This window comes from Acinetobacter sp. FDAARGOS_724, from assembly GCF_013364475.1.
Classification (GTDB): domain Bacteria; phylum Pseudomonadota; class Gammaproteobacteria; order Pseudomonadales; family Moraxellaceae; genus Acinetobacter; species Acinetobacter variabilis.
Window position 1 is genome coordinate 3,121,110 of record NZ_CP054908.1, and the last position, 23,310, is coordinate 3,144,419.

At 45.3% G+C, this 23,310-nt stretch carries 19 protein-coding genes; 2 read left to right on the top strand and 17 right to left on the bottom strand.

The genetic code is table 11. The features are described 5' to 3' along the window. Positions 1-133: 133 nt before the first annotated feature. The 15 genes from FOC32_RS16340 to ndhC form a co-directional block, all read right to left on the bottom strand. Positions 134-427 carry a cold shock domain-containing protein gene (locus tag FOC32_RS16340; RefSeq protein WP_175968078.1) on the bottom strand — a complete coding sequence of 98 codons (294 nt, stop codon included), beginning with the start codon at positions 425-427 and terminating at the stop codon, positions 134-136. Positions 428-512: 85 nt separating this feature from the next. Further along, on the bottom strand, positions 513-1,148 hold the full coding sequence (upp, locus tag FOC32_RS16345) for a uracil phosphoribosyltransferase (protein WP_104425826.1): 636 nt from the start codon (positions 1,146-1,148) through the stop codon (positions 513-515). A 123-nt stretch (positions 1,149-1,271) separates the two neighbouring features. Further along, entirely contained in the window at positions 1,272-2,816 is a 1,545-nt protein-coding gene (gene nuoN, locus FOC32_RS16350) for an NADH-quinone oxidoreductase subunit NuoN (RefSeq protein ID WP_175968080.1), read from the bottom strand. A gap of 3 nt (positions 2,817-2,819) precedes the next feature. Continuing rightward, on the bottom strand, positions 2,820-4,433 hold the full coding sequence (nuoM, locus tag FOC32_RS16355; protein WP_175968081.1) for an NADH-quinone oxidoreductase subunit M: 1,614 nt from the start codon (positions 4,431-4,433) through the stop codon (positions 2,820-2,822). A gap of 1 nt (position 4,434) precedes the next feature. Beyond that, positions 4,435-6,324 carry an NADH-quinone oxidoreductase subunit L gene (gene nuoL / locus FOC32_RS16360; protein ID WP_175968083.1) on the bottom strand — a complete coding sequence of 630 codons (1,890 nt, stop codon included), beginning with the start codon at positions 6,322-6,324 and terminating at the stop codon, positions 4,435-4,437. After that, a complete protein-coding gene (nuoK, locus tag FOC32_RS16365; protein ID WP_004280769.1) occupies positions 6,321-6,629 on the bottom strand; it encodes an NADH-quinone oxidoreductase subunit NuoK in 309 nt (102 codons plus the stop codon). Before nuoK ends, nuoL begins: the two co-directional genes overlap by 4 nt. After that, complete coding sequence (gene nuoJ, locus FOC32_RS16370; protein ID WP_171056685.1) at positions 6,629-7,147, bottom strand: NADH-quinone oxidoreductase subunit J; 519 nt, start codon at positions 7,145-7,147, stop codon at positions 6,629-6,631. Before nuoJ ends, nuoK begins: the two co-directional genes overlap by 1 nt. After that, positions 7,147-7,689, bottom strand: coding sequence for an NADH-quinone oxidoreductase subunit NuoI (nuoI, locus tag FOC32_RS16375; protein ID WP_004785079.1), 543 nt, complete (start codon positions 7,687-7,689; stop codon positions 7,147-7,149). The genes nuoJ and nuoI overlap by 1 nt, the downstream gene beginning before the upstream one ends. 18 nt (positions 7,690-7,707) lie before the next feature. Further along, complete coding sequence (gene nuoH, locus FOC32_RS16380) at positions 7,708-8,718, bottom strand: NADH-quinone oxidoreductase subunit NuoH (protein WP_004785081.1); 1,011 nt, start codon at positions 8,716-8,718, stop codon at positions 7,708-7,710. A gap of 3 nt (positions 8,719-8,721) precedes the next feature. Further along, the gene (nuoG, locus tag FOC32_RS16385; protein ID WP_175968085.1) at positions 8,722-11,400 is read right to left on the bottom strand and encodes an NADH-quinone oxidoreductase subunit NuoG; all 2,679 of its coding nucleotides are present in this window, start codon (positions 11,398-11,400) and stop codon (positions 8,722-8,724) included. An 11-nt stretch (positions 11,401-11,411) separates the two neighbouring features. After that, the gene (gene nuoF / locus FOC32_RS16390; RefSeq protein WP_175968087.1) at positions 11,412-12,743 is read right to left on the bottom strand and encodes an NADH-quinone oxidoreductase subunit NuoF; all 1,332 of its coding nucleotides are present in this window, start codon (positions 12,741-12,743) and stop codon (positions 11,412-11,414) included. After that, a complete protein-coding gene (nuoE, locus tag FOC32_RS16395) occupies positions 12,740-13,249 on the bottom strand; it encodes an NADH-quinone oxidoreductase subunit NuoE (protein WP_004785086.1) in 510 nt (169 codons plus the stop codon). Before nuoE ends, nuoF begins: the two co-directional genes overlap by 4 nt. A gap of 14 nt (positions 13,250-13,263) precedes the next feature. Further along, positions 13,264-15,051, bottom strand: coding sequence for an NADH-quinone oxidoreductase subunit C/D (nuoC, locus tag FOC32_RS16400; protein ID WP_175968088.1), 1,788 nt, complete (start codon positions 15,049-15,051; stop codon positions 13,264-13,266). A gap of 90 nt (positions 15,052-15,141) precedes the next feature. Further along, the gene (locus tag FOC32_RS16405) at positions 15,142-15,822 is read right to left on the bottom strand and encodes a NuoB/complex I 20 kDa subunit family protein (protein ID WP_004785090.1); all 681 of its coding nucleotides are present in this window, start codon (positions 15,820-15,822) and stop codon (positions 15,142-15,144) included. A gap of 6 nt (positions 15,823-15,828) precedes the next feature. Further along, positions 15,829-16,374, bottom strand: a complete 546-nt coding sequence (gene ndhC, locus FOC32_RS16410) for an NADH-quinone oxidoreductase subunit A (protein WP_004785092.1) — start codon at positions 16,372-16,374, stop codon at positions 15,829-15,831. A 574-nt stretch (positions 16,375-16,948) separates the two neighbouring features. On the opposite strand from ndhC, the gene FOC32_RS16415 reads away from it, so the two are divergent. After that, positions 16,949-17,305 carry a hypothetical protein gene (locus FOC32_RS16415; protein WP_004785094.1) on the top strand — a complete coding sequence of 119 codons (357 nt, stop codon included), beginning with the start codon at positions 16,949-16,951 and terminating at the stop codon, positions 17,303-17,305. A 60-nt stretch (positions 17,306-17,365) separates the two neighbouring features. On the opposite strand, the gene bfmS is transcribed toward FOC32_RS16415, so the two are convergent. Together bfmS and bfmR are read right to left on the bottom strand one after the other, a co-directional pair. Next, complete coding sequence (gene bfmS / locus FOC32_RS16420; protein WP_034170086.1) at positions 17,366-19,042, bottom strand: sensor histidine kinase BfmS; 1,677 nt, start codon at positions 19,040-19,042, stop codon at positions 17,366-17,368. A 41-nt stretch (positions 19,043-19,083) separates the two neighbouring features. Beyond that, on the bottom strand, positions 19,084-19,800 hold the full coding sequence (bfmR, locus tag FOC32_RS16425; protein ID WP_004785097.1) for a response regulator transcription factor BfmR: 717 nt from the start codon (positions 19,798-19,800) through the stop codon (positions 19,084-19,086). A gap of 569 nt (positions 19,801-20,369) precedes the next feature. Between bfmR and FOC32_RS16430 the strand changes: the two genes are divergently transcribed. Beyond that, entirely contained in the window at positions 20,370-23,204 is a 2,835-nt protein-coding gene (locus tag FOC32_RS16430) for a ribonucleoside-diphosphate reductase subunit alpha (protein WP_175968089.1), read from the top strand. The last annotated feature ends 106 nt before the right edge of the window (positions 23,205-23,310 follow it).

Consider the following 23,310-nt stretch of genomic DNA (forward strand, 5'->3'; position numbering starts at 1 on the left):
TGGGTATTTTATTGTTTTCGCAACATTCTATAAGCTTTAGATTACACAAGATTCCTACAACTTACATAAATTTATAATTCGAATAAAAAGGAGGCTTTAAAGCCTCCTTTTGAATGTATTTTCCAAACAAAAATTAACGCTTTAAATTCCACAATAGTGCTGATGTAATCGAAGTATTGACTGCTACCGCTTTGGCTTTTTTGGCTTTCTTCGATTTATCTTCTACACGTTCAATTTTAATAGCTTTATAGCGATCACCATTTTGAATTACATTGAATTTTACTCGGTCATTGCGCTTCGGCTCACCTGAATCGGCGGGGAAATCCGAGATATGAAAAAATACCTCACCCTCAGGTGAAGAAATAAAACCAAATCCTTTTTCTGGATTGTACTGTTTTACTTTTCCTTGGTATTGCTCGGAAGTCATAAACGTCCCCTACTCTGTATCTGTCAGTATTCAGTATATAAAAAAGAGGCTGTAAAAGCCCCTTTTCTGTTCATTTTCAAAAATATTAATCTTTCTGAACTGAACCAAAAATCTTGTCACCCGCATCGCCCAAACCTGGAACGATGTAACTATTTTCATTCAAACCATGATCAATCGCTGCAGTGAAAATCACCACATCTGGATGAGCTTCTTCAACACGTTTAATGCCTTCAGGTGCAGCAACTAATACCATCACACGAATATCTTTACAGCCGCTGGCTTTCAATACGTCAATCGCAGCTACCAGAGAAGAACCAGTCGCCAGCATTGGATCAATGATCATGGCAAGACGGTTTTGTACGTCTGGAACGAGTTTTTTATAATAAGTACGTGCCTGTAGGGTTTCTTCATCACGTTCCAGACCCAGTACAGAGACTTTGGCACTTGGAATCAGATTCAGGAAACCATCCAGCATACCAATGCCTGCACGTAGAATTGGCACCACAGTAATTTTCTTACCTGCAATACGGTCTACAGTCACCGGTCCGTTCCAGCCATCAATCTCATGTTCAACGACAGGAAGATCCTTGGTCGCTTCATAAGTCAAAAGCATAGTCACTTCCTGAGCCAGCTCACGGAAGTTCTTGGTACTAATGTCAGCACGACGCAGTAAACCGAGTTTATGTCGAATTAAAGGATGACGGATTTCATGGATTGCCACGGGAGAACACCTAGAAGGTTAAAGATAAATTTCCGCTATTATAAAGACTTTTCCGGATTTGTTTAACTAAAAAAGCCCCCAATCGTGGAGGCTTTTTTGTAATAACTTCAAACTTGCGCTGAATTAGTTAAAACCACTTTGAACCAAAGTGAAAATAAACTGTTGTAATTCAGGCGACATTGCGAAGAACGCATAGCGAGACAGCGCAATGATTGGATCCGGATAAACACCGATCACCAGTACCAGTAATGCAACGAGCAATACCATGATACCGCCGACTTTTTGACCCCAGTGATTTACAGCGTCAAGACGTGGTGTTTCTGGTGGAGTCATATACATGACAACCATCACACGCAGGTAGTAGTACAGACCGATACCTGAACCCAGGATAACCATCGCAGCAAGGAACCAAGACTCGCCTGCTACCGCAGTTTTCACAACCAGGAACTTACCGATGAAGCCCGCTGTTAATGGAATGCCTGCCAGAGACAGCATCATCACAGTTAATACAGCAGTCAATACTGGACGGCGCCAGAACAGACCACGGTACTCCGCCAAGCTACCCGCTTCATCTGTATTGTTATACGGACTAGACATCAGCGTTACCACACCGAAAGCACCAATCGTAGTCAATACATAAGTGATAATATAGACGTTTACACTTTCAAAAGTCGCGAAACCTTGAACCTGTAAAAAATCTGTATTACGTGCAGATACGATCGCAACCAGTACATAACCGAAGTGAGCAATTGAAGAGTATGCCAAGATACGTTTCAGGTTCACCTGTTTCACTGCAAGCAAGTTACCTACAATGATAGAAAGTACTGCAATCACGCTGATGATAGTGACGAAGCTATCTGACAGGATTAAGCCAGAAGACAATACATAACGTACGAACAAACCTAGCATTGCCACTTTAGACACAGTTGCAAGGAAAGTTGCAACTGGCGCTGGAGCACCTGCATATACGTCTGGTGTCCATTTGTGGAATGGAGCCAGTGACAGTTTAAAGCCAACAGCAAATACAATTAGTGCCAGACCGATCACCACAGCAGGTTGACTAAACGCAGTCAACAGTTTGCCTGGTTCAGCGACAAAACTTAGAGAACCTGTATATGCATAAACATATGCCATACCCATCAACAACATTGCAGATGCAGTTGCTGAAAGCACCAGATATTTTACACCTGCTTCAAGTGATTGAGAACGTTGATGTGTATACGCCAATAAGCCGTATACAGGGATCGACATGAGCTCAAGGCTAATGAAGAAAGATGCATAGTGAGAACTTGCCACCATCAGCATCGCACCGGCAACGGAGGTCAGCATCAGGATATACAGTTCTTCACGGTTATCTCTATAGGTTTCAATATAAGCATGTGACAAAGTACTGCACGCCAGTGCAGCCACAATAATCACAAACTGGTACAGCATCGTAAACGGATCTACGAGGAACAGGTTCATTACATTAGCAGGTGCAAATTGACCCGCTAACAGAACGAACAGAATGTACAACGCCGCCAGGTTTAAACCAATGACTGTCGTAGTCGCAACTAAGTTATGGTTACGCTTAATTGCAGTAAGCAACATCACGACGATCGCAGTCAATGACACGATCATCACAGGTGCTAGAGGCATAAGCTCAGAAAAAGACATTGTGAAGTTCATGGCTTATTGGATCTCCACATTTTCAGCTGAAACGGCAGCTTGCTGCACAGCATCAGCTGCTTCAGACACAGGAATGTAGCTATTCGCTAACCACGCCATGCTTGAGTTAGAAACGTCAAGGAAGCTTTGTGGGTATAGACCAAGCCATGCTAGACCAAATGCACAGATCAGCAAAATTACCACTTCACGTGCATTTAAATCTTTTAACGGATTTGTGTAGTGCTGTTTTTGCTCTTCGTTTGGAACACCAAACAACGCTTTGTGGATCAGAATCAAACCGTACAGACCCGCAAATACCAGGCTGATTGCAGCGAGGATTGTAAATACGGGGAATTTACCGAATGAACCCATCAGGATCAGGAACTCACCAATGAAGTTACCTAGACCTGGAATACCGACAAGCGCCGCGATGAAGAACATCAGGAAGAATGCAAGGTATGGGAACTGACCACGAATACCACCCATCAAACGCATATCACGTGTATGAACACGTTCGTACACCTGACCACACATAATGAACAGCGCCGCAGATGACAGACCGTGTGCCAGCATCATGATCATCAGACCTTGGAAGGTCAGGATGTTACCTGCATAAATTGCAAGTAAAACGAAGCCCATGTGTGAAATAGACGTATACGCCAATAAACGTTTCATATCGGTTTGCTGGAAAGCACACCAAGCACCGTAGAAGATACCGATTAAACCGAAAATGATCGCGATGTCTGCAAACTGTGCAGAAGCCGCCGGGAAGAATGGAATCACGAAACGGATCAGACCGTAGGCAGCTGTCTTAATCAAGATACCTGCAAGGTCAACAGAACCCGCTGTCGGTGCTTGTGCATGCGCATCTGGTAACCAGCCGTGTAATGGGAAAACTGGAAGTTTTACCGCAAAACCGATGAATAGGCAGATCATGAATGCATAAGCAACTGCTGGCGCTTGTGTATCCAGCATGTTCGCTACACCCATCAGGTAGTTATAGTCGAAACGGATTTGACCAGTCATGGTGTAGCCTACAGTCACCAGACCGAGGATACCAATCAGCATGACTAAACCAGCCACCTGTGTGTAGATGAAGAACTTGGTTGCAGCGTATACACGGGACTTGCCTTCTGCCCCTTTATGACCCCAAAGTGCGATCAGGAAGTAGATCGGCACCAGCATCATCTCCCAGAAGAAGAAGAACAGGAACAGGTCAATTGCCAGGAATACACCGATTACACCACCCAGAGACCATAAAAGGTTCAGGTGGAAGAAACCAACGTTTTTCTGAATCTCACCCCATGAACAGCCTACTGCCAGCACACCAAGGAGTGCAGTCAAGCCAACCATCAGTAAAGACAAACCATCCACTGCAAGGTGAATGTTAATACCCAGGGTTTGAATCCAAGGCAATTTGAACTCGGCTGCCCACGTAGGAGCCGCACCGCCAAGTTCATAGTTATAAGTACCCGACTGCCAAAGGACGATGGTCAAGACCAGCGTCACTAACATACCAATCAGCGCGATATAACGCGGAAGGTGTTGGTCGAGTTTATCGACCAACCAGCAAATAAAACCTGCAATGAACGGAATGAGGATCAGAGCCGGCAAAATAATATTGTTTGGAGCTTCCATTTTATTTCCCCACTACCTGAATCACGAGCAAGATCATCAGTAGGACAACGACACCGAGCCCCATACTAGATGCATATTCACGCAGTGAACCTGTTTGACGTGAACTGGTAAAGCTATGACCACCTTTAACCAGTGCAGGCAGCACTAGCCAGAAGCCATCAATCGGATCACGGCCGAACAGTTTCGCGAAGAACAAATAAGGCTTCACAAAAACGATGTCATACAGCTTGTCGAAACCAAGTGCATTACGGCAGATGTTGGCAAGACCCGCACCCAGAGAAGTTTTCGCAAAAGATTTCACAGCGTTGTAAGCAAAAGCAAACAGCACTACGCCAATTGCAAGACCTACCAGTGCAATACCTACTGCTGTGTACTCTGCAGTATGCATGCCATGTTCAAGTGCTTCCGGAATTTCAAATGCAGGAAGTTTAGCCGCATTCAAAATGCTTTCCACAGGCGCTTTTAATGCCGCACCCACGAAAGTTGAAAGTACTGCAAGAATTGCCAATGGCCCCCAGTAAGTTACACCCTTGATTGCATGGTAAGGTGTGTTTTCTTTACCGAAGAATACAACCCAGATTAGACGGAATGTATAGATCGAAGTCAGGAACGCACCGATTACACCCACCCAGTAAAGTGTGCTGTAAACTGTAATTGATTGGCCTTGTACCCATACCGCACCCAGGATTGCATCTTTTGAGAAGAAGCCCACAGTGATGAATGGAATTGCAGCCAATGCACCGCCACCAATGGCGAAACATGCAAACAGGAACTTGTTCTTGTAGAACAGACCGCCCATTTTGAAGATGTTTTGTTCGTGGTGGTAAGCCAGAATCACTGCACCAGAAGACAAGAATAATAATGCTTTGAAGAATGCGTGAGTCAGCATGTGGAACAGACCCGCCTGGTATGCTTCAGCACCTACAGCCATAAACATGTAGCCCAACTGACTCATAGTTGAGTAAGCCAGAATACGTTTGATGTCTGTTTGTACCAATGCAGCAAAACCAGCTACCAGTAATGTCACTGCACCAGTAATCGAGATGAACATCATCACTTCAGGCGCAAGCTCAAATACTGTGAATAGACGACAGCACAGGTAAACACCTGCTGTTACCATTGTCGCAGCGTGGATCAATGCAGAAACAGGAGTCGGACCTGCCATCGCATCTGCCAACCATGTTTGTAACGGGATCTGCGCAGATTTACCAGCAGCACCTAGGAACAACATTAGTGCAGTCCAGATGGTCAATGATGAGCTTTGCGTCATCACAGTCGCAGCATTTTCTACGATATACTGAGTATTCAATGTACCGAATTGCTGGAACAGCAAGAACATGGCAATCAGCAAGAATACGTCACCAATACGGGTAACGGTAAATGCCTTGATCGCTGCCACACCGTTTGCAGGGTTTTGGTAGTAATAACCAATCAGCAGGTAAGAACACAGACCTACACCTTCCCAACCCAAGAATAACAACGCCAGGTTGTCACCCAGTACCAGCAATAACATGCTTGCAACGAACAGGTTGAAGTAAGAGAAGAAACGTGCGAAGTCTTGTTCACCGCGCATGTACCATGATGCGAAGATATGGATCAGGAAACCAACGCCTGTCACCATGCCCAGCATCAACAGAGACAAACCGTCCAGGTGCAGGCTAATGCCCGGTGCAAAACCACCGACATTGAACCAAGTCCAAAGAGGTTGTACTACTGCGGTAGAACCATTGTTGATAAAGTCCATACCCGCAATGAGTGCGAACAATGCCGATAACCCCACAGCCCCTACACCAATAATGGCTGCAACTGTTTCAGGAAGCTTATGACGCCCTGCCGCTAAAAGGACGAAGCCAATGAGCGGGAATAAAATTGTTAGATATAAATAACTCATCCGCGCATCTCACTAGCAGCATCCACATCCAGATGATGGAAGCGATGATAGAACTGAAGGACGATCGCAAGACCGATACACGCCTCTGCCGCAGCAAGGGTCAGAATCAGGATAAACATGATTTGACCATCAGGCTGTGCCCATGCACTGCCCGCCAGGACGAATGCCAAAGCAGCAGCATTCATCATGATTTCAAGGCTCATTAAAATGAATAGCAGGTTGCGTCGCACCATTACACCGTAAAAACCCAGTGCAAAAAGAATGGATGCAACGATCAAACCATGCTCTAAAGGGATGTTGCCCATTATTGTTGTTCCTCTTCTGCACCTGGTTCACGTTTACCCAAATGGAATGCTGCAACAAGTGATGCAAGCAATAACATCGCGGCAACTTCTACCAACAATAAGTATTGCGTAAAGAGTGATTGACCTACCGCTTTAGGACCGACCATTTCAGTGCCCATTACCATTGAAGGCTGCACGTAATCTGATTTAAGTACCCAAACCAGGATCAGACCAATCAGGAAGCTCATCAATGCCGGATAAGCCCAAGCCGATGAAGTCAACCATTTGCGTTCCTGAGCAACAGTCTGTTCGCCCAGGTTCAGCATCATTACCACGAACACGAATAACACCATGATCGCGCCAGCATAAACGATGACTTCAAGTGCACCCGCAAACGGTGCACCCACGATCAGGAACAGTCCTGCTACAGCAAGGAGTGAAACGATCAGGCTTAATAAAGCATGTACCGGATTCGTGTTAGTTACCACACGAACCGTAGAGACGATGGCCACAAGGGCCATTAAATAAAATGGCCACATCATGGTAATAGACTCCGTACATCAACAGGTGCACTTTCACGCTGTGCCTGACCTTTGTCCTTACCAGCAACTGCCATACCGGTTACACGGTAGAAGTTATAGTCAGGATATTTACCAGGACCAGAAATCAGCAAGTGTTCTTTTTCGTAGACTAGATCTTGACGAACATATTCGCCTAATTCGAAATCTGGTGTCATTTGAATCGCAGTCGTAGGACATGCTTCTTCACACATACCGCAGAAAATACAACGAGAGAAGTTGATACGGAAAAATTCCGGATACCAACGACCATCTTCACGTTCTGCTTTTTGGAGTGAAATACAGCCTACCGGACATGCAACCGCACACAGGTTACATGCTACACAACGCTCTTCGCCATCTGGGTCACGCGTTAATACGATACGACCACGGAAACGTGGTGGCACGATTTCTTCGGCTGGCACTTCCGGATATAAAATGGTGTCACGTTTGCGCGTTGCATGGGTAAATACCATAAACAACGTACGAACGATTGACCCGAATCCAGCTAGAAATTTAAACATTTTGTTCTCCCTGCTGTCTTAGGCCTGATTCAACAGAATCACAGCACCAGTCACCAAAAGGTTAACCAACGCCAATGGCAAGCAAATTTTCCAACCAAAGTTCATCACCTGGTCATAACGTGGACGCATTAAAGAACCACGGGCCAATACAAACATCATTACGAAGAATGCTGTTTTAATGATGAACCAGAATGCTGGTGGAAGGAAATCAAGACCAAATGGTGCTAACCAGCCACCGAAGAACAGGGTTACGATCAATGCAGAGATGAGTACTACGTTCACGTATTCCGCAACGAAGAACATACCCCATTTCATACCGCCATATTCTACGTGGTAACCTTCCGCCAGTTCCTGTTCTGCTTCTGGTTGGTCAAATGGGTGACGGTGAGTTACCGCAACACCTGCAACCACGAAGATCAGGAAGCCTAAGAACTGAGGAATGATAAACCATACATCTTTCTGTGCTTCTACGATTTCACGCATATTGAATGAACCGGCAATTGCCACTACACCCATCAGGGAAATACCCAGGAACACTTCATAAGAAATAGTTTGTGCTGCTGAGCGTAGACCACCAAGCAATGCGTATTTGTTGTTAGAAGACCAACCACCAAACAGTACTGCATATACCGCAATACCTGCCATTGCCATGAAGAACAACAGACCGATACTCATGTCTGCAACACCTAAGTAAGGTGATACAGGAATAACCATGAACGACAGCACCGCAGTTGCCATCGCAACTGCTGGAGCCATACGGAAAGTCAATTTATCGGCAAATTTTGGTGTCCAGTCTTCCTTGAACATGATTTTCAGCATGTCGGCAACAATCTGGAACATACCGCCCGGACCTACACGGTTCGGACCGTAACGGTCTTGCCATAAGCCGAGTAAACGACGTTCAATAAAAGACATCAACGCAGCGATCAGTACTACAACCAGTAAGATCACGATCGCTTGAAGTACTGAATAGGCGATTGGCCAGTTTTCAGCCCACAGCGGCGTTTGACGGATTAATTCTTGTTCCATGAATTACGCTCCTACCGCGACTGAAACAGGCTCTGCAAGAGATACCGTTGGTGCAAGACCAATTGGGTAGCCAATATAACCTGTTGGTAAGTATTCAATCACTTGTACAGGAAGAACGATTGAAGCCTCGCCTGCTTTCACAGTGATCTTCTGACCGTCTTGCAGGTTCAAGCGTGTAGCATCCTGTTCGCCCACTGCAAATACTGCATCAGGAATACGTGATTCCATTGCCGGAGTTTTAATGGTGAACTCGCCAGATGCAAAGATGTGATGCATTGGCACCAGACGGAAGCTTTCAGCATTTACAAGCACAGGTGCTGGTGCAACGAAGCTACGCGCTGGACGTTTTGGTAAACGGTCGAATAAACGAACGCCTGAATCACCGCCTTTTAAGTGACCGCCCACTTCATCCTGGTATTTGTTCCAGGCTTGTGGTGAGTTCCAGCCTGCAGCCCAAGCAAATGGTACCAGTGAAGATGGAGTCTCATCACCGACATAACCTTCCATAGAGAATGTTAATGCACTGTCTTTATCAGTAGGCTGTTTCGGCTCATGTACAGACAATGGCGCACGCATCGAAGTACGACCTGAATAACGACGTGGTTCACGTGCCACTTTCAGACCATGGACACGGAAGCCTGCATCTGGTGCTACATCCAGAATACCTTCAAGTGCAGGAACGTTGCTTGCTACTGACTCGATCACATCATCCAGTACAGTCCAAGAAATCGCTTTGCCTTGTACGCCTGTTTCCAGTGCGTGTAACCAGCGCCAAGATTCTTTGATTGCCAGTTCCGGGTTGTAGTAGTTAGGGTCATACACTTGGTAGAAACGTTGTGCACGGCCTTCTTGAGAAACGACAGTACCATCACCTTCAGCAAATGAAGCAGCAGACAATACAATATTGGCTTTCTTCACAGTCGCAGTTTCAGAGTGATCCAATACGATCACCTGTTTGCCTGCAAGCGCAGCATCAACCTGAGCTACTGGTAAACGACGGTATAGATCGTTTTCTACAATTAGGACAGTGTCATAGTCTTGTGCAAATGCTTGTTCAAGGCTTTGACCACCGAAGATTGCCAGCCCCATTGAGTTCACTTCAGCAACAGTCAAGGTCAGACCAGCATTACCAAGGTTCTGTGCTACTTGTGCAGCAGCTTCCATGATGCTTGCGTCTTGTAGACTTGTGCCAGAGATGATCAGTGGCTTCTTCGCAGCTTTTAGCGTATCTGCAATGGTTTGTGCAAATACCTTCGCATCGTCATCAAGACCAGTGATGATTTCACCTTTCACGCCCGCAGCAATCGCGAAGCCTAAACGTGCGATGTCATTTGGAGAAGCAACTACTTCACCTTCTGCAACGTCAGACAAACGAGTTTGTGTTGCAGCCAGAATGTAAATCGGAGATTTCGCATCTTGGGCAATACGTTGTACAGGTTCAGCCAGCCATTCTTGCGTACGGCGCTCTGCAGCCATTTCCTTGCCTTTATTTTTCGCAGCTTGGCGAACAGATAAAGCCATACGTGGCGCAGTTTGAGTCAGGTCTTCACCCAGAATCAGTACCGCATCATAGCTTTCGATTTCACGCATGTTCGGGTTATAAACACCCTCGGTTTGCATAATCGATGCAGCCAGTTCAACCAGATTTTGCTCTTTTTGAGCCATACCGGTTGAGTAGTTGTCTTGACCAACTAATTCACGTAGTGCGAAGTTAGCTTCAAGTGATGCACGTGGAGAGCCGATCCCCAGAACTTTTTTGCCCTGGATTTTCGCAATTACGGTATCCAGTGCAGTATCAACAGAAACAGTTTCTACATTTGTACCAGTACGGAACTGTGGCTGACGCGGACGGTCTTTACGGTTTACATAACCGGTACCGAAACGGCCTTTATCGCACAGGAAGTATTGGTTAACTTCACCATTGAAACGGTTTTCAACACGGCGAAGCTCGCCATAACGCTCACCTGGAGAGATGTTACAACCTGAAGAACAGCCATGACATACGCTTGGTGCGTACTGCATGTCCCATTTACGGTTATAGCGTTCCGAGTGAGTCTTATCGGTGAATACACCCGTTGGACACACTTCGGTCAGGTTACCTGAGAATTCAGATTCCAAAGTACCTGATTCCGGACGACCGAAATAAACGCGAGAAGCGTTTGCATATACACCGAAATCTGTACCGCCCGCATAGTCTTTGTAATAACGAACACAACGGTAACATGCGATACAACGGTTCATCTCGTGCGCAATGAACGAACCAAGTTCTTGGTTGTAATGCGTACGTTTGGTGAAACGGTAACGACGACGGTCGTGTTGAGTCATTACTGTCATATCTTGCAAGTGACAGTGACCACCCTCTTCACAGACTGGACAGTCGTGCGGGTGGTTGGTCATCAAGAATTCAACAATCGAAGCACGAAAATCTTTCGCTTCTTTGTCTTCAATCGAGATGTAGGTATTGTCAGACGCAGGCGTCATACATGACATGACCAAACGGCCACGCGTATCTTCTGGATTCGCGTATTGAGTCACAGCACATTGACGGCAAGAGCCGACAGAACCTAAGGATGGATGCCAACAAAAGTATGGGATGTCGATGCCCAGACTCAAACATGCTTGTAGCAAGTTCTCTGAGCCGTTGACTTCATACGATTTTCCATCGACATGAATTGTAGCCATAGTCGAATTCCTTAAGCTTGTTCTACGTTGCTAGTTTGAGCTGCGGCATTCACCACTTTCGCTTCAAACTCGCCACGGAAATGTTTGAGTGCGCCCATTAACGGTTCCATAGCACCTGGTGCGTGAGCACAGAAAGTTTTACCAATCCAAAGCTTACGAGTCAGTTCTTGTAAGTGATCGATATCTTCTTTCTTGCCAGTACCATCTTCAAGTGCTTTCAGCGCTTTCACCGCCCAAGGTAAGCCATCACGGCAAGGTGTACACCAGCCACATGATTCACGCGCAAAGAATTCTTCGAGGTTACGAGTCGCTGAAACCATACATTGGGTTTCATCAACTACCATCAATAGACAGGTACCTAAACGTGAACCTGCTTTCATGATGCTTTCCGCATCCATCGGAAGATCGATATGCTCAGCAGCCAGGAAGTCAGTTGATGCACCACCGGGTAACCATGCTTTCAGCTTCAAGCCGTCACGCATACCACCAGCATGTTCTTCAATCACTTCACGTGCAGTGGTACCGAATGGCAGTTCCCATAGACCCGGGAATTTCACCTTACCTGAAGCACCATAAATTTTTGTGCCAGGGTCTTTCGATTTGCCTGCAGACAGACCGATGTACCATTCTGGACCACGCAACATGATGGCTGGCAAGTTGTTGTAGGTCTCTACGTTGTTCACAATTGTAGGACGACCCCAAGCACCTGCAACCTGCGGGAATGGCGGTTTGGTACGCGGGTTTGCACGGCGACCTTCAAGCGAGTTAATCAATGCAGTTTCTTCACCACAGATATAACGACCCGCACCGGTATGCACGTGTAACTCGAAGCTCCAGCCAGAATCCAGGATGTTGTCACCCAGATAACCTTTGGCACGAACCTGTTCAAGCGCTTCGTTCAGGTATTTCGCCGCTTCGATGTATTCACCACGGATGAAGATATAACCTTGAGTTGCTTCAAGGGTATAAGCTGCAATCAGCATACCTTCGATCAGCTGGTGAGGAAGATCTTCCATCAACAGACGGTCTTTGAAGGTACCTGGTTCCATCTCATCGGCATTACAAATCAGGTAACGTGGACCTGAATTGTCATTTGGCGCCATCAGCGACCATTTGATCCCTGCCGGGAAGCCTGCACCACCACGACCTTTTACGGTTGCTGCTTTTACAACTTCCAGCACTTCTTTCGGTGTCATAGACAGGGCTTTTTTAAAGCCTGCATAGCCTTCAAGCGCCTCGTAGTCATCAACGTGACGGACATTTGCTTGTTTGCTCAGACGCCAAGTCAGTGGATGCGTTTCCGGGTTACCGTCGCCATAAATTGGTTTTGGTTCGGTATTCATACATACTTCTCCAATAACTGTTTAATTGATGTCACTTCCACGAGACCGTGAGTGTCTTCATCAATCATGAGGGTTGGACCTTTGTCACAGTTACCTAGGCAGCAAATTGGAAGCAAGGTAAAACGGCCATCCGCTGTGGTTTGGCCGAACTGGATACCCAATTCACGCTGGAATGCTTCTGCTAAAGTCTCCGCACCCATCAAGAAACACGCAATAGAGTCACACAGTAAAATTACGTGACGACCCACTGGCTGACGGTAAATACGGTTATAGAACGTTGCAACCCCTTCCAAATCGGCAAGGCTCATGCTGAGCATTTGCGCGATGGCATTCATTTGAGCATCGTCTACCCAGCCATTACGGCGTTGTACACACTTCAGCGCATCAAGACACGCTGCACGTGGGTATGGGTAATGCCCAATGTGATGTTCAATTTCATGGATTTCTTCCGAAGTTAAAATCCCTTCAACATTCACACGTGGCTTTTTATCAGTCAAAATCATCATAATGCGTTTACCCCTTAGCGATCCACGTCAGCCATTACGACGTCGATTGTCGCTAAATAAATGATTAAGTCAGATACAAGACTGCCGTTAATCACAGAAGGCATTTGCTGTAAATGCGTGAAAGTTGGTGTACGAATACGGGTACGGTAACTCATGGTTGACTTGTCTGAAGTCAGATAATAAGTCGACGCCCCTTTTACCACCTCTGCCATCACAGATGATTCACCTGCAGGCATTACAGGACCCCAAGAAACGCTCAAGAAGTGCGTAATCAAGGTTTCAATATCTTGTAATGTTTTGTCTTTTGGTGGTGGAACAGCCAGCGGATGGTCCGCTTTGTACGCACCAGAAGGCATATTCTCTAGACACTGCTTAATGATTTTCAGTGACTGTTCGATTTCACGGAAGTGAACAATCACACGAGCATATGCATCGCCTTCGTACTCAACTGGCACTTCGAAGTCATAGTTTTCATAACCACTGTATGGACGGTATTTACGAACATCAAAGTCGATACCTGTCGCACGCAGACCAGTACCTGTTACACCCCATGCCAATGCAGATTTCGCATCGTACTGAGCCACATTACGGGTACGACCCACAAATACAGAGTTTTTCAGTGCTGCAGTATAGTATTCGTTCAAACGTTTAGGCATCCAGTCGAGCAAGTCTCGAACCAGTTTTTCCCAACCATTTGGCAAGTCATGTGCAGTACCACCGATACGGAACCATGCTGGATGCATACGGTAACCAGTAATCGCTTCCACGATGTCATACACTTTCTGACGGTCAGCGAACATATAGAATACTGGGGTCATACCGCCGGCATCCTGAATCGCAGTACCGATGTACAGCAAGTGGTTATTGATACGGAACAGTTCCGACATCATGACACGGATACATTGTGCACGGTCAGGAACAGTAATACCTGCCAGTTGTTCCACACCCATCACATACGGCATGTTTTGAGCACAACCACCTAAGTAGTCCACACGGTCAGTATAAGGAATGAATGAATGCCAAGTTTGACGTTCAGCCATCTTTTCCACACCACGGTGGTGATAGCCAATATCTGGCACACAGTCTTTCACTTCTTCACCATCCAACTGCAAAATTACACGGAACGCACCGTGCGCAGATGGGTGGTTAGGACCCAAGTTCAGGAACATGAAGTCTTCGTCTTTATTACCACGCTTTAAGCCCCAATCTTCAGGCACAAAGCGAAGGTGTTCTTGCTCGAAGTCTTGTTTGGCTTGGTTCTGCATATACGGTGTATATTCCGTTGCACGTGCAGAATATTCTTTACGTAGCGGGTGACCTTCCCAGTAGGTTGGCAACAAGATACGACGGAGCATTGGATGCCCTTCGAAATTGATGCCGAACATGTCATAAGCTTCACGCTCATACCAGTTCGCATTTGGCCAGATATTCGTTGCGGTCGGAATATTCAGATCGCTGTCGCTTAATGCAACTTTAATACGAATGTCACAGTTACGCTCTAAAGATAATAAATGATAGAACACTGTGAATTCTGACGCAGGCAAACCGTCACGGTGCGTACGTAAACGCTCATCTACTGCAGACAAGTCGAATAGCATCACGTATGGACGTGGCACGGTACGCAAGAACATCAGTACTTCTTGTACACGTGCGCGCTCAACCCAAACTGTCGGGAAATCCTCGAAAGTCGTTTGCACAAAGAAGTTCTCACCAAACTTGGTTTTGAGCTCTTCAATGATGGCAAATGCTGGGCGTGAATCAACTACTGTTGATTCTGGCATAGCAATGTCAGTTTCAGCCATTGGCTTGGCTTCCTATTTAATACAAATTCAGTCAACCTAAACGACAACTACACCCATAGCGGGTGCACAACAAAAAACCGGTCGTTTAAATTATTTAATTTCATCCATAGAGCGTAAGTTCTTCACAGCCACACGCTGGTCTTTCTTACGGTCACGTTCCGGCATCATCTTTGGCTTATACACTGGCTTAAGATCATCACCGATTACCGCAGACAGCGGACGACGCTCTAATTGAATTTGGTCTTGTAACAGCATTAATGCCTGGATCAATGCTTCAGGACGTGGTGGGCAACCCGGAACATATACATCTACCGGAATAATCTTATCCACACCTTGTACGACTGAATAAATATCGTACATACCACCTGAGTTCGCACACGCACCCATTGAAATCACCCATTTCGGTTCAAGCATCTGTTCATACAGACGTTGAATTACCGGAGCCATTTTTACGAAGCATGTACCTGCTACGATCATCAAGTCTGCCTGACGCGGTGAAGCACGGATAACTTCGGCACCAAAACGTGACAAGTCATGCACACCGGTCAAAGTCGTTGCATATTCAACGTAGCAGCAAGATGTACCAAAGTTAAATGGCCAAACTGAGTTCTTACGACCCCAGTTCACTGCTGTGTGCATTACATCCTCTAGGCGAGTCATGAACACATTTTTATTCACTTCTTCTTCTAGAAGCGGATCTTCTACAACGATACGCTCTTGAAGTGGATATTCATCAGCATTCGGATTCGCACGGGTTAATGTATATTTCATCCCGAGTTACTCCTTATCAGAGGGTTGAACTTGTGATTTTTTCACAAGACCAGATGATTGAGCTGGGATTTGACCAGTTGGATCCATAACCAATTCTTCAACAGAGTTGAAGCGCGTAATTTCTGCAAGATCCATATTTGGCGAACCAATTTTAGCTTTGTATCCTGCTGCTTTACGTCTGTCTGAAGGTGCCCAGTTCAGTGCGCCTGTCGATAATTCGTAAACCAAACCAACAAGTAAAACCAAAATAAAGATAGCTGCAGTTGCAAAACCAATCCAACCTACTTCACGAACAGAAGATGCCCATGCATACAGGTAAAGTGCTTCGAGGTCGAAGACTACAAAGAAAATTGCAACTAAATAGAATTTCGCAGACAAGCGGATACGAGCTCCACCTGCGCTGACTACGCCTGACTCAAACTGCTCCTGCTTGGCACGGCCCCATGATTTACCCCCGAGGAGTAATGGGACAGTGAGCATAAAGACGCATAAAAATGTAACGCCGATCACGAAGGCAATAATTGCCCATTCGTATGGAGTAATGGCACTCATGCGGGGATAACTCCTGGCAGGCCGATTTATTAACAAAGAATGTATGTATTGGCCTTCAAATACACCAAACACAAAATTAATCCCGCCAATTGTACCTGATTTTGGATTTCACTTGCTAGTTTATAAGCCTTAGTCTTTTGGATGATTTTTCAGACATTCCTAATTTTATTCTGGCTTTAAGCTCAGAGAATCTCAACCGATCGTTTTTTTAAATTAAAGTTTAAATTTCCATTATTTTTTTCTAAAACCAGATAGACTTTTAAAGCTCTGCTTAATTAAGCCTCACTCCTTTTACAGTGGCTGCCTACCCACCCAATGAAACGAAACTTATAAAGAATCAATTAAAAACATTTCACCTTTGCATCATGCTCCGGAAAAATAAGTGTGTTTTAAAAGATGTTTAACATGAATGTTGTCATTCAATTAGAAGCCCCCTTTTCTACCTGCTCTCGGTAAGCCTTAAAAGAGCAATTGTGTATTTTTGCAACACGTCCAACAGTTTGATTCAGATTATGATATTTCTATTTTTACAACACACTATGACATTTATAAAGTAACAATAAGGAGTCCATGCATGTCTCTACGATTTACCCATAAACCTGATTATTTTTTCTTTGCTCAATTATTGATGCGACATGTAGAAAGCTATATCCAAAAACATCAGGATGCCAGCAATGCAATCTTTGACTTAGGGGATATTCATAAACTTTTCCAGACAGACTATGCCTCTTCCAGCATTAACCTAGACGGTATTATGAATATTGCCGATGAGTACAAGCTTGAAACCTTATCTGGTGACCAAAAGCTAATCCAAAGCTATCAGGTAGATGTTAAAAACAACAAGCTACTGATCAACTTCAATTCTGATGCCTTAAACAGCCTGAAAGAAGGCAAGCCACTGATTGAACCGGATGCTACCATCCATGAATAATCCCCTTTAAATAGCCATAAAAAAACGATACCTATGTATCGTTTTTTCTCACCCAAACTCTTATTCTGACTGATCTGACACTTCAGCTTTTTCCAGTTTTTCGATCGGCTTTTGCTTGATTTTTTTACCGTAACGGCTGGCTGGCCAAATCATGATAAAGCGTGCACCACCCAGTGTCGGACTTTGATCGACCTGAATCTCTCCACCAAACCAGTAGGCAATCCGGCTGACAATAGACAAGCCCAAACCATACCCTCCTGAAGCACGGGTACGACTATCATCCAGTCGGGCAAAAGCTTCAAAGATACGAGCACGGTCAGCTTCCGGAATCCCCGGACCATCATCTTCTACACAGATATATGCCATGCCCTTAGCGTCTAGTCCGCCGCTGATCAGGATTTTTTGCTCACAGTAGCGTACTGCATTCCCCACCAGATTTTGTACCACACGATGCAGGTAACGTCGTTCAGCTTCTACGGTCACAGGTACTGGCATCGGCAGTACTTCGACTTCTTTGCCAGTTTTTAAAGCATCTGTTTCGACTGCCACCTGATCCAACACTTCAAACAGATCAATATCTTCAAATTCAATTGAAGGCATGCCCTGTTCCAGTTTGGCATAGGTCATGATTTCATCGATCAAGGTATTTAAGGCTTCAATATCTTTATCGATCTGCTCAACCTGCTGCAAGCGATAATCATAGTCGTCTTCATCTGCCATCATTTCCACAGCAAAACGAATACGAGCAACAGGTGTACGCAGCTCATGCGATACGGCACGCATCAATTCACGCTGCGCTTCAATCAGACGCTGAATATGATCCGACATATTGTTATAGCTGGAAGCCAGCGTCGCCATCTCATCACTACCCTCTACCGGAAGACGTAATGACATATTGCCAGTTTTCATCTTGTTCAGGGCATAGCTCACTTCACGCAGTTTACGCTGCATTGGCACCAGCAGACCATAAATCCCCAGACTCAAAACAAACAGACTGAGCAAGGTAATCCCGGCAGCTAACTGGAATGGCATCCAGTTAAATAATGGCACTGGCCCCATTACCAGCACTTCAGACGTCGAGCTAGGAATAGGAGAAATGATCGAAATTGTAGTACCGCGAATTGAGGCACTATCACGATATAGAATAATGCTGTGATCTAGACGCAAACGTCCAATCTGCTCGGAATCTAGTGGCAGGCTCTGGACATTTTCGATCGAGATTGGATAAGAGAAATAGTCCTGAATTCGCTTCAGGTATTCTTTTTCCTGACCTGGGTAGTACACCAGATAATCCAGAATAAAGACCGGTAAAGCCTTCATCTGACGTTCAGTAATATTATCCGCCTTAATATAAAGATAATGACTTGGATCATCACGTAGCCCGATGACAATATAAGCTACCCCGGTTTTGGCATCCCAACGCACGACTGCCTTACGGTCAGCCAGACGTCGACCTTCCGCCCGGGTAATATCCACTTTACTAGCTTCGACATAGTAGATCGGCAATTCCAACAGATCAGACGCATCTGAAACCCAATCCATCTTTTGCTGCAGATTAGGCTGTCTCGCAACCCCCTCACTGATGATATATGCCATACCATCAGTCAGGGATTCACGATACTCCTGCGCACGCTGGTAGTTGATGATCTGTACCAGCAGATAGCTAAATACTGCCACCAAGACCACAAGCATGACCAAGCCTGCGTATATCCGCAAAAATATACTGTGTTTAAACACCTATTAATTATCCTGTTTATTCAGGCGGCTAAAGGCACCGATTAGATACCGTTAGTTTCTTTGACGAATAGATAACCTTTACTACGTACTGTTTTAATACGTTTTGGATTTTCAGGATCGTCACCAATCTTTGGACGAATACGTGAGATACGCACATCAATTGAACGGTCTTGGCCGTCATATTCGATGCCGCGTAAACGCTCAAAGATATCTTCACGTGACAAGATGCGACCCGCATTTGAAGCCAGCAGCCACAACAGGTCATATTCTGCACTGGTAAAGTCAACCAGCTCACCATTTAAGGTCACTGAACGACCACCATTGTCGATGACCAGGTCATCAAATTCGATTCGCTGAGCCACTTCATCCTCAGGTACTTTGTCGGTACGGCGTAATAAAGCACGAATACGAGCCAGCAGGACACGCGGCTGAACCGGTTTAGCGACATAGTCGTCTGCACCCATTTCCAGACCTAAGACCTGATCCATATCTTCAGTACGTGCAGTCAGCATTAAAATCGGTTGATGATAATGTGGACGAACTTCACGACAGATGGTCAAACCATCAGCACCTGGCAACATGACATCTAGAACCACCATGTCTGGTTGCTCAGCAATAATACGACGAATAGCACGGTTGCCATCCGGCTCTACCCCAACCTCAAGACCATTACGAATGAGGTATTCTTGTGTTAAACGAGCAAGACGCTCATCATCTTCAACAATTAGAATTTTAGGTAACTTTTCTTCTTGGCTCATGTGTTGCCCCTTTATTTGATGGACGTATGCTACGGACGTATCCTTTTGAAATCCAATAGATACGTTTTTAATATGCTTGCAATATACACACGTTTACATTGTAAACAAGATAGCGTTCACCAAACCAATACATCAAAGTAGCATTTTGTAATATTTTATCGTGCACATTTAACTCGAATGTGCATTTAACTACCGTTTATCGGCTTATTTGCATCGATCACAGCTAAATCTGAACAAAATGTGACTAGTTGATTCAGGCCTTTTTAGTTATCCACAATGTTATCTATAAGCACTTTTTGCCAGCTTTGATATGCTATGCCTTGCCGGATAAGGCTTATGCAAGAATCAATAAAAATTGGAATCTTTTTGCAAAAGATTAAGATAAAACTTCAGAAAAATATTTAGCAAAATGTCAATATTGATCTACCCTAAATTTTCCCGTATCTTGTGTTCAATTAATTTTATAACCACTAGGTCTTGTGTTTATTCCTCGAACACTGTGGCACGATTTTTGCCCAGTTCAAACGGTCCATAAACATAAAAATAGATGACAATGGAGCTATGCTAACATGAGCGTAATCACGTCCACTCCGGGTCAACTTCAGGTGATTAAACGCACCGGTGATGTTGCCGCTTTTGATGCAGAAAAAATTTCTGTTGCAATTGGAAAAGCATTTTTGGCAGTAGAAGGCCAGCAAAGTGCAGATTCGAGCCGTATACACGACCGTATCGAACAATTAACGGAAATGGTTCTGAATACATTCAAACGCCGTTTACCATCGGGTGGCACGATCCATATCGAAGAAATTCAGGATCAGGTTGAACTTGCGCTGATGCGTACTGGTGAACAGAAAGTTGCACGTGCCTATGTCATCTACCGTGAACAACGTTCTGAAGCGCGCAAACAGTTAGGTGCCAACCATCACCCTACACTGCAAGTGGCTGATGCAGAAGGCAAGTTAAAACCGCTTGACTTAAGCGAATTGACTGCGACTGTAACTCGCGCTGCTGAAAGCCTTGAAGGGATCGACGTACAGGCGATTGTCGATGAGACCGTAAAAAACCTTTATAACGGCGTAAAAGAGTGTGACATCTCTACAACAATGATGATGGCGACTCGTACTCGTATTGAGCAAGAACCTAACTATACTTATGTGACTGCACGTCTGTTGCGTGATGACCTGGTGGCTACCGGTTTAGAGTTCTTGGGTCTATCCACTGATACCAATGAAGGTGATGCGCTTGAAACCTTCCTGAAAAAAGGGATTGAGTTAGAGCTTCTTTCACCTGAATTGTTAAACTTTGACCTGGCTAAACTGGCTGCAGCGATTCAACCAGAACGTTCAAACCAGTTCACTTACCTAGGTCTGCAAACCCTATTTGACCGTTACTTCATCCACTCAGATGGCGTGCGTTTCGAATTGCCACAATTGTTCTTCATGCGTGTGTCTATGGGTCTTGCCCTGAACGAAGATAACCGTGAAGACCGTGCAATCGAATTCTATAACTTATTGTCTAGCTTCGACTACATGGCGTCTACACCTACCCTGTTCAACTCAGGTACGTTACGTCCACAGTTGTCTAGCTGCTACTTGACTACGATTGATGATGACCTGTTTGACATCTATGGCGCAATGCGTGATAACGCAATGCTGTCTAAATGGGCAGGCGGTTTAGGTAATGACTGGACTCCAGTTCGTGCCCTGAACTCTTACATTAAAGGTACAAATGGTAAGTCTCAAGGTGTGGTGCCATTCCTTAAAGTTGCCAATGATACTGCTGTTGCCGTAAACCAAGGTGGTAAACGTAAAGGTGCAGTATGTGCATACCTGGAAACCTGGCACCTGGATATCGAAGAATTCCTTGAGCTTCGTAAGAACACTGGTGATGACCGTCGTCGTACTCACGACATGAACACTGCCAACTGGGTTCCTGACTTGTTCATGCAACGTGTATTCGAAGATGCAGAATGGACACTGTTCACCCCTTCTGAAACACCTGATCTTCATGATCTGACTGGTGCAGAATTCGCTGAGCGTTATGCTTACTACGAAAGTATTGCCAAAGAAACAAACATGTTGCACAAGAAAATCCGTGCAAAAGATTTGTGGCGCAAAATGCTGTCTATGCTGTTCGAAACAGGTCACCCTTGGATCACATTCAAAGACGTATGTAACCTACGTTCACCACAACAACACGTGGGTGTGGTTCACTCTTCTAACCTGTGTACAGAAATTACCCTGAACACCAGCAAAGAAGAAATCGCAGTATGTAATTTAGGTTCGATCAACCTGGTACAACACGTTCAAGGCGGCAAGCTAGATCGTGAAAAACTGGCTCGTACAGTAAAAACTGCGGTTCGTATGCTCGATAACGTCATCGACATCAACTATTACGCGGTTCCACAAGCACGTAACTCGAACCTGAAACACCGCCCTGTCGGTATGGGTATCATGGGCTTCCAGGATGCGCTTTACGAAATGGGTATGGCTTACGGCTCTGACGCTGCGGTTGAGTTTGCTGATGAATCAATGGAAGTGATTTCTTACTACGCAATTTCAACTTCAAGTGACCTTGCTGTTGAACGCGGTACGTATGAAACATTCAAAGGTTCACTGTGGGATCAAGGTATTTTACCAATCGACTCACTTGACCTGGTTGCGAAAACTCGTCCAGAGCGTATGTTTGAAGTTGACCGTACACAACGTCTGGACTGGGACACTTTACGTGCCAAAGTTCAAAAAGACGGTATGCGCAACTCGAACGTGATGGCGATTGCCCCGACTGCAACCATTTCGAACATTTGTGGTGTATCTCAGTCAATTGAGCCTACATTCCAGAACCTGTATGTGAAATCTAACCTATCTGGTGAATTCACAGTGATTAACCCGTACCTGGTACGTGCGTTGAAAGAACGTGGTCTTTGGGATGCGGTGATGGTGAATGACCTGAAACACTTCGAAGGTTCAGTACAAAAGATTTCTCGTATTCCTGAAGAATTGAAAGCGATCTTTGCGACTGCGTTTGAAGTTGAGCCACGCTGGATTGTAGATGCTGCTTCTCGCCGTCAAAAATGGATCGACCAAGCGCAATCTCTAAACCTGTACATCGCGGGTGCAAACGGTAAAAAACTGGACATCACTTACAAGATGGCTTGGTTACGTGGTCTGAAAACGACTTATTACCTACGTGCATTGGGTGCGACTTCTGCTGAGAAATCAACTATTAATACTGGTGCATTGAACGCAGTTAAACCTGCAACCGTTGCGGCTCCTGTAGTTGCAACGCCAGTGGTTGAAGAGAAAAAACCTGAAGCTCCTGTAGAGGAAGAAGGTTTCACTCAAGCAGCGCCAGTGCCACAAGCATGTTCAATTGATAATCCTGATTGTGAGGCTTGTCAGTAATCTGACAGGTTTTAAATCCTCCCCGGCCCTCCTTTAATAAAGGAGGGAGAAAGTCCCCCTTTTATAAAGGGGGATTTAGGGGGATTACGAAATTTAGGCAATAAAA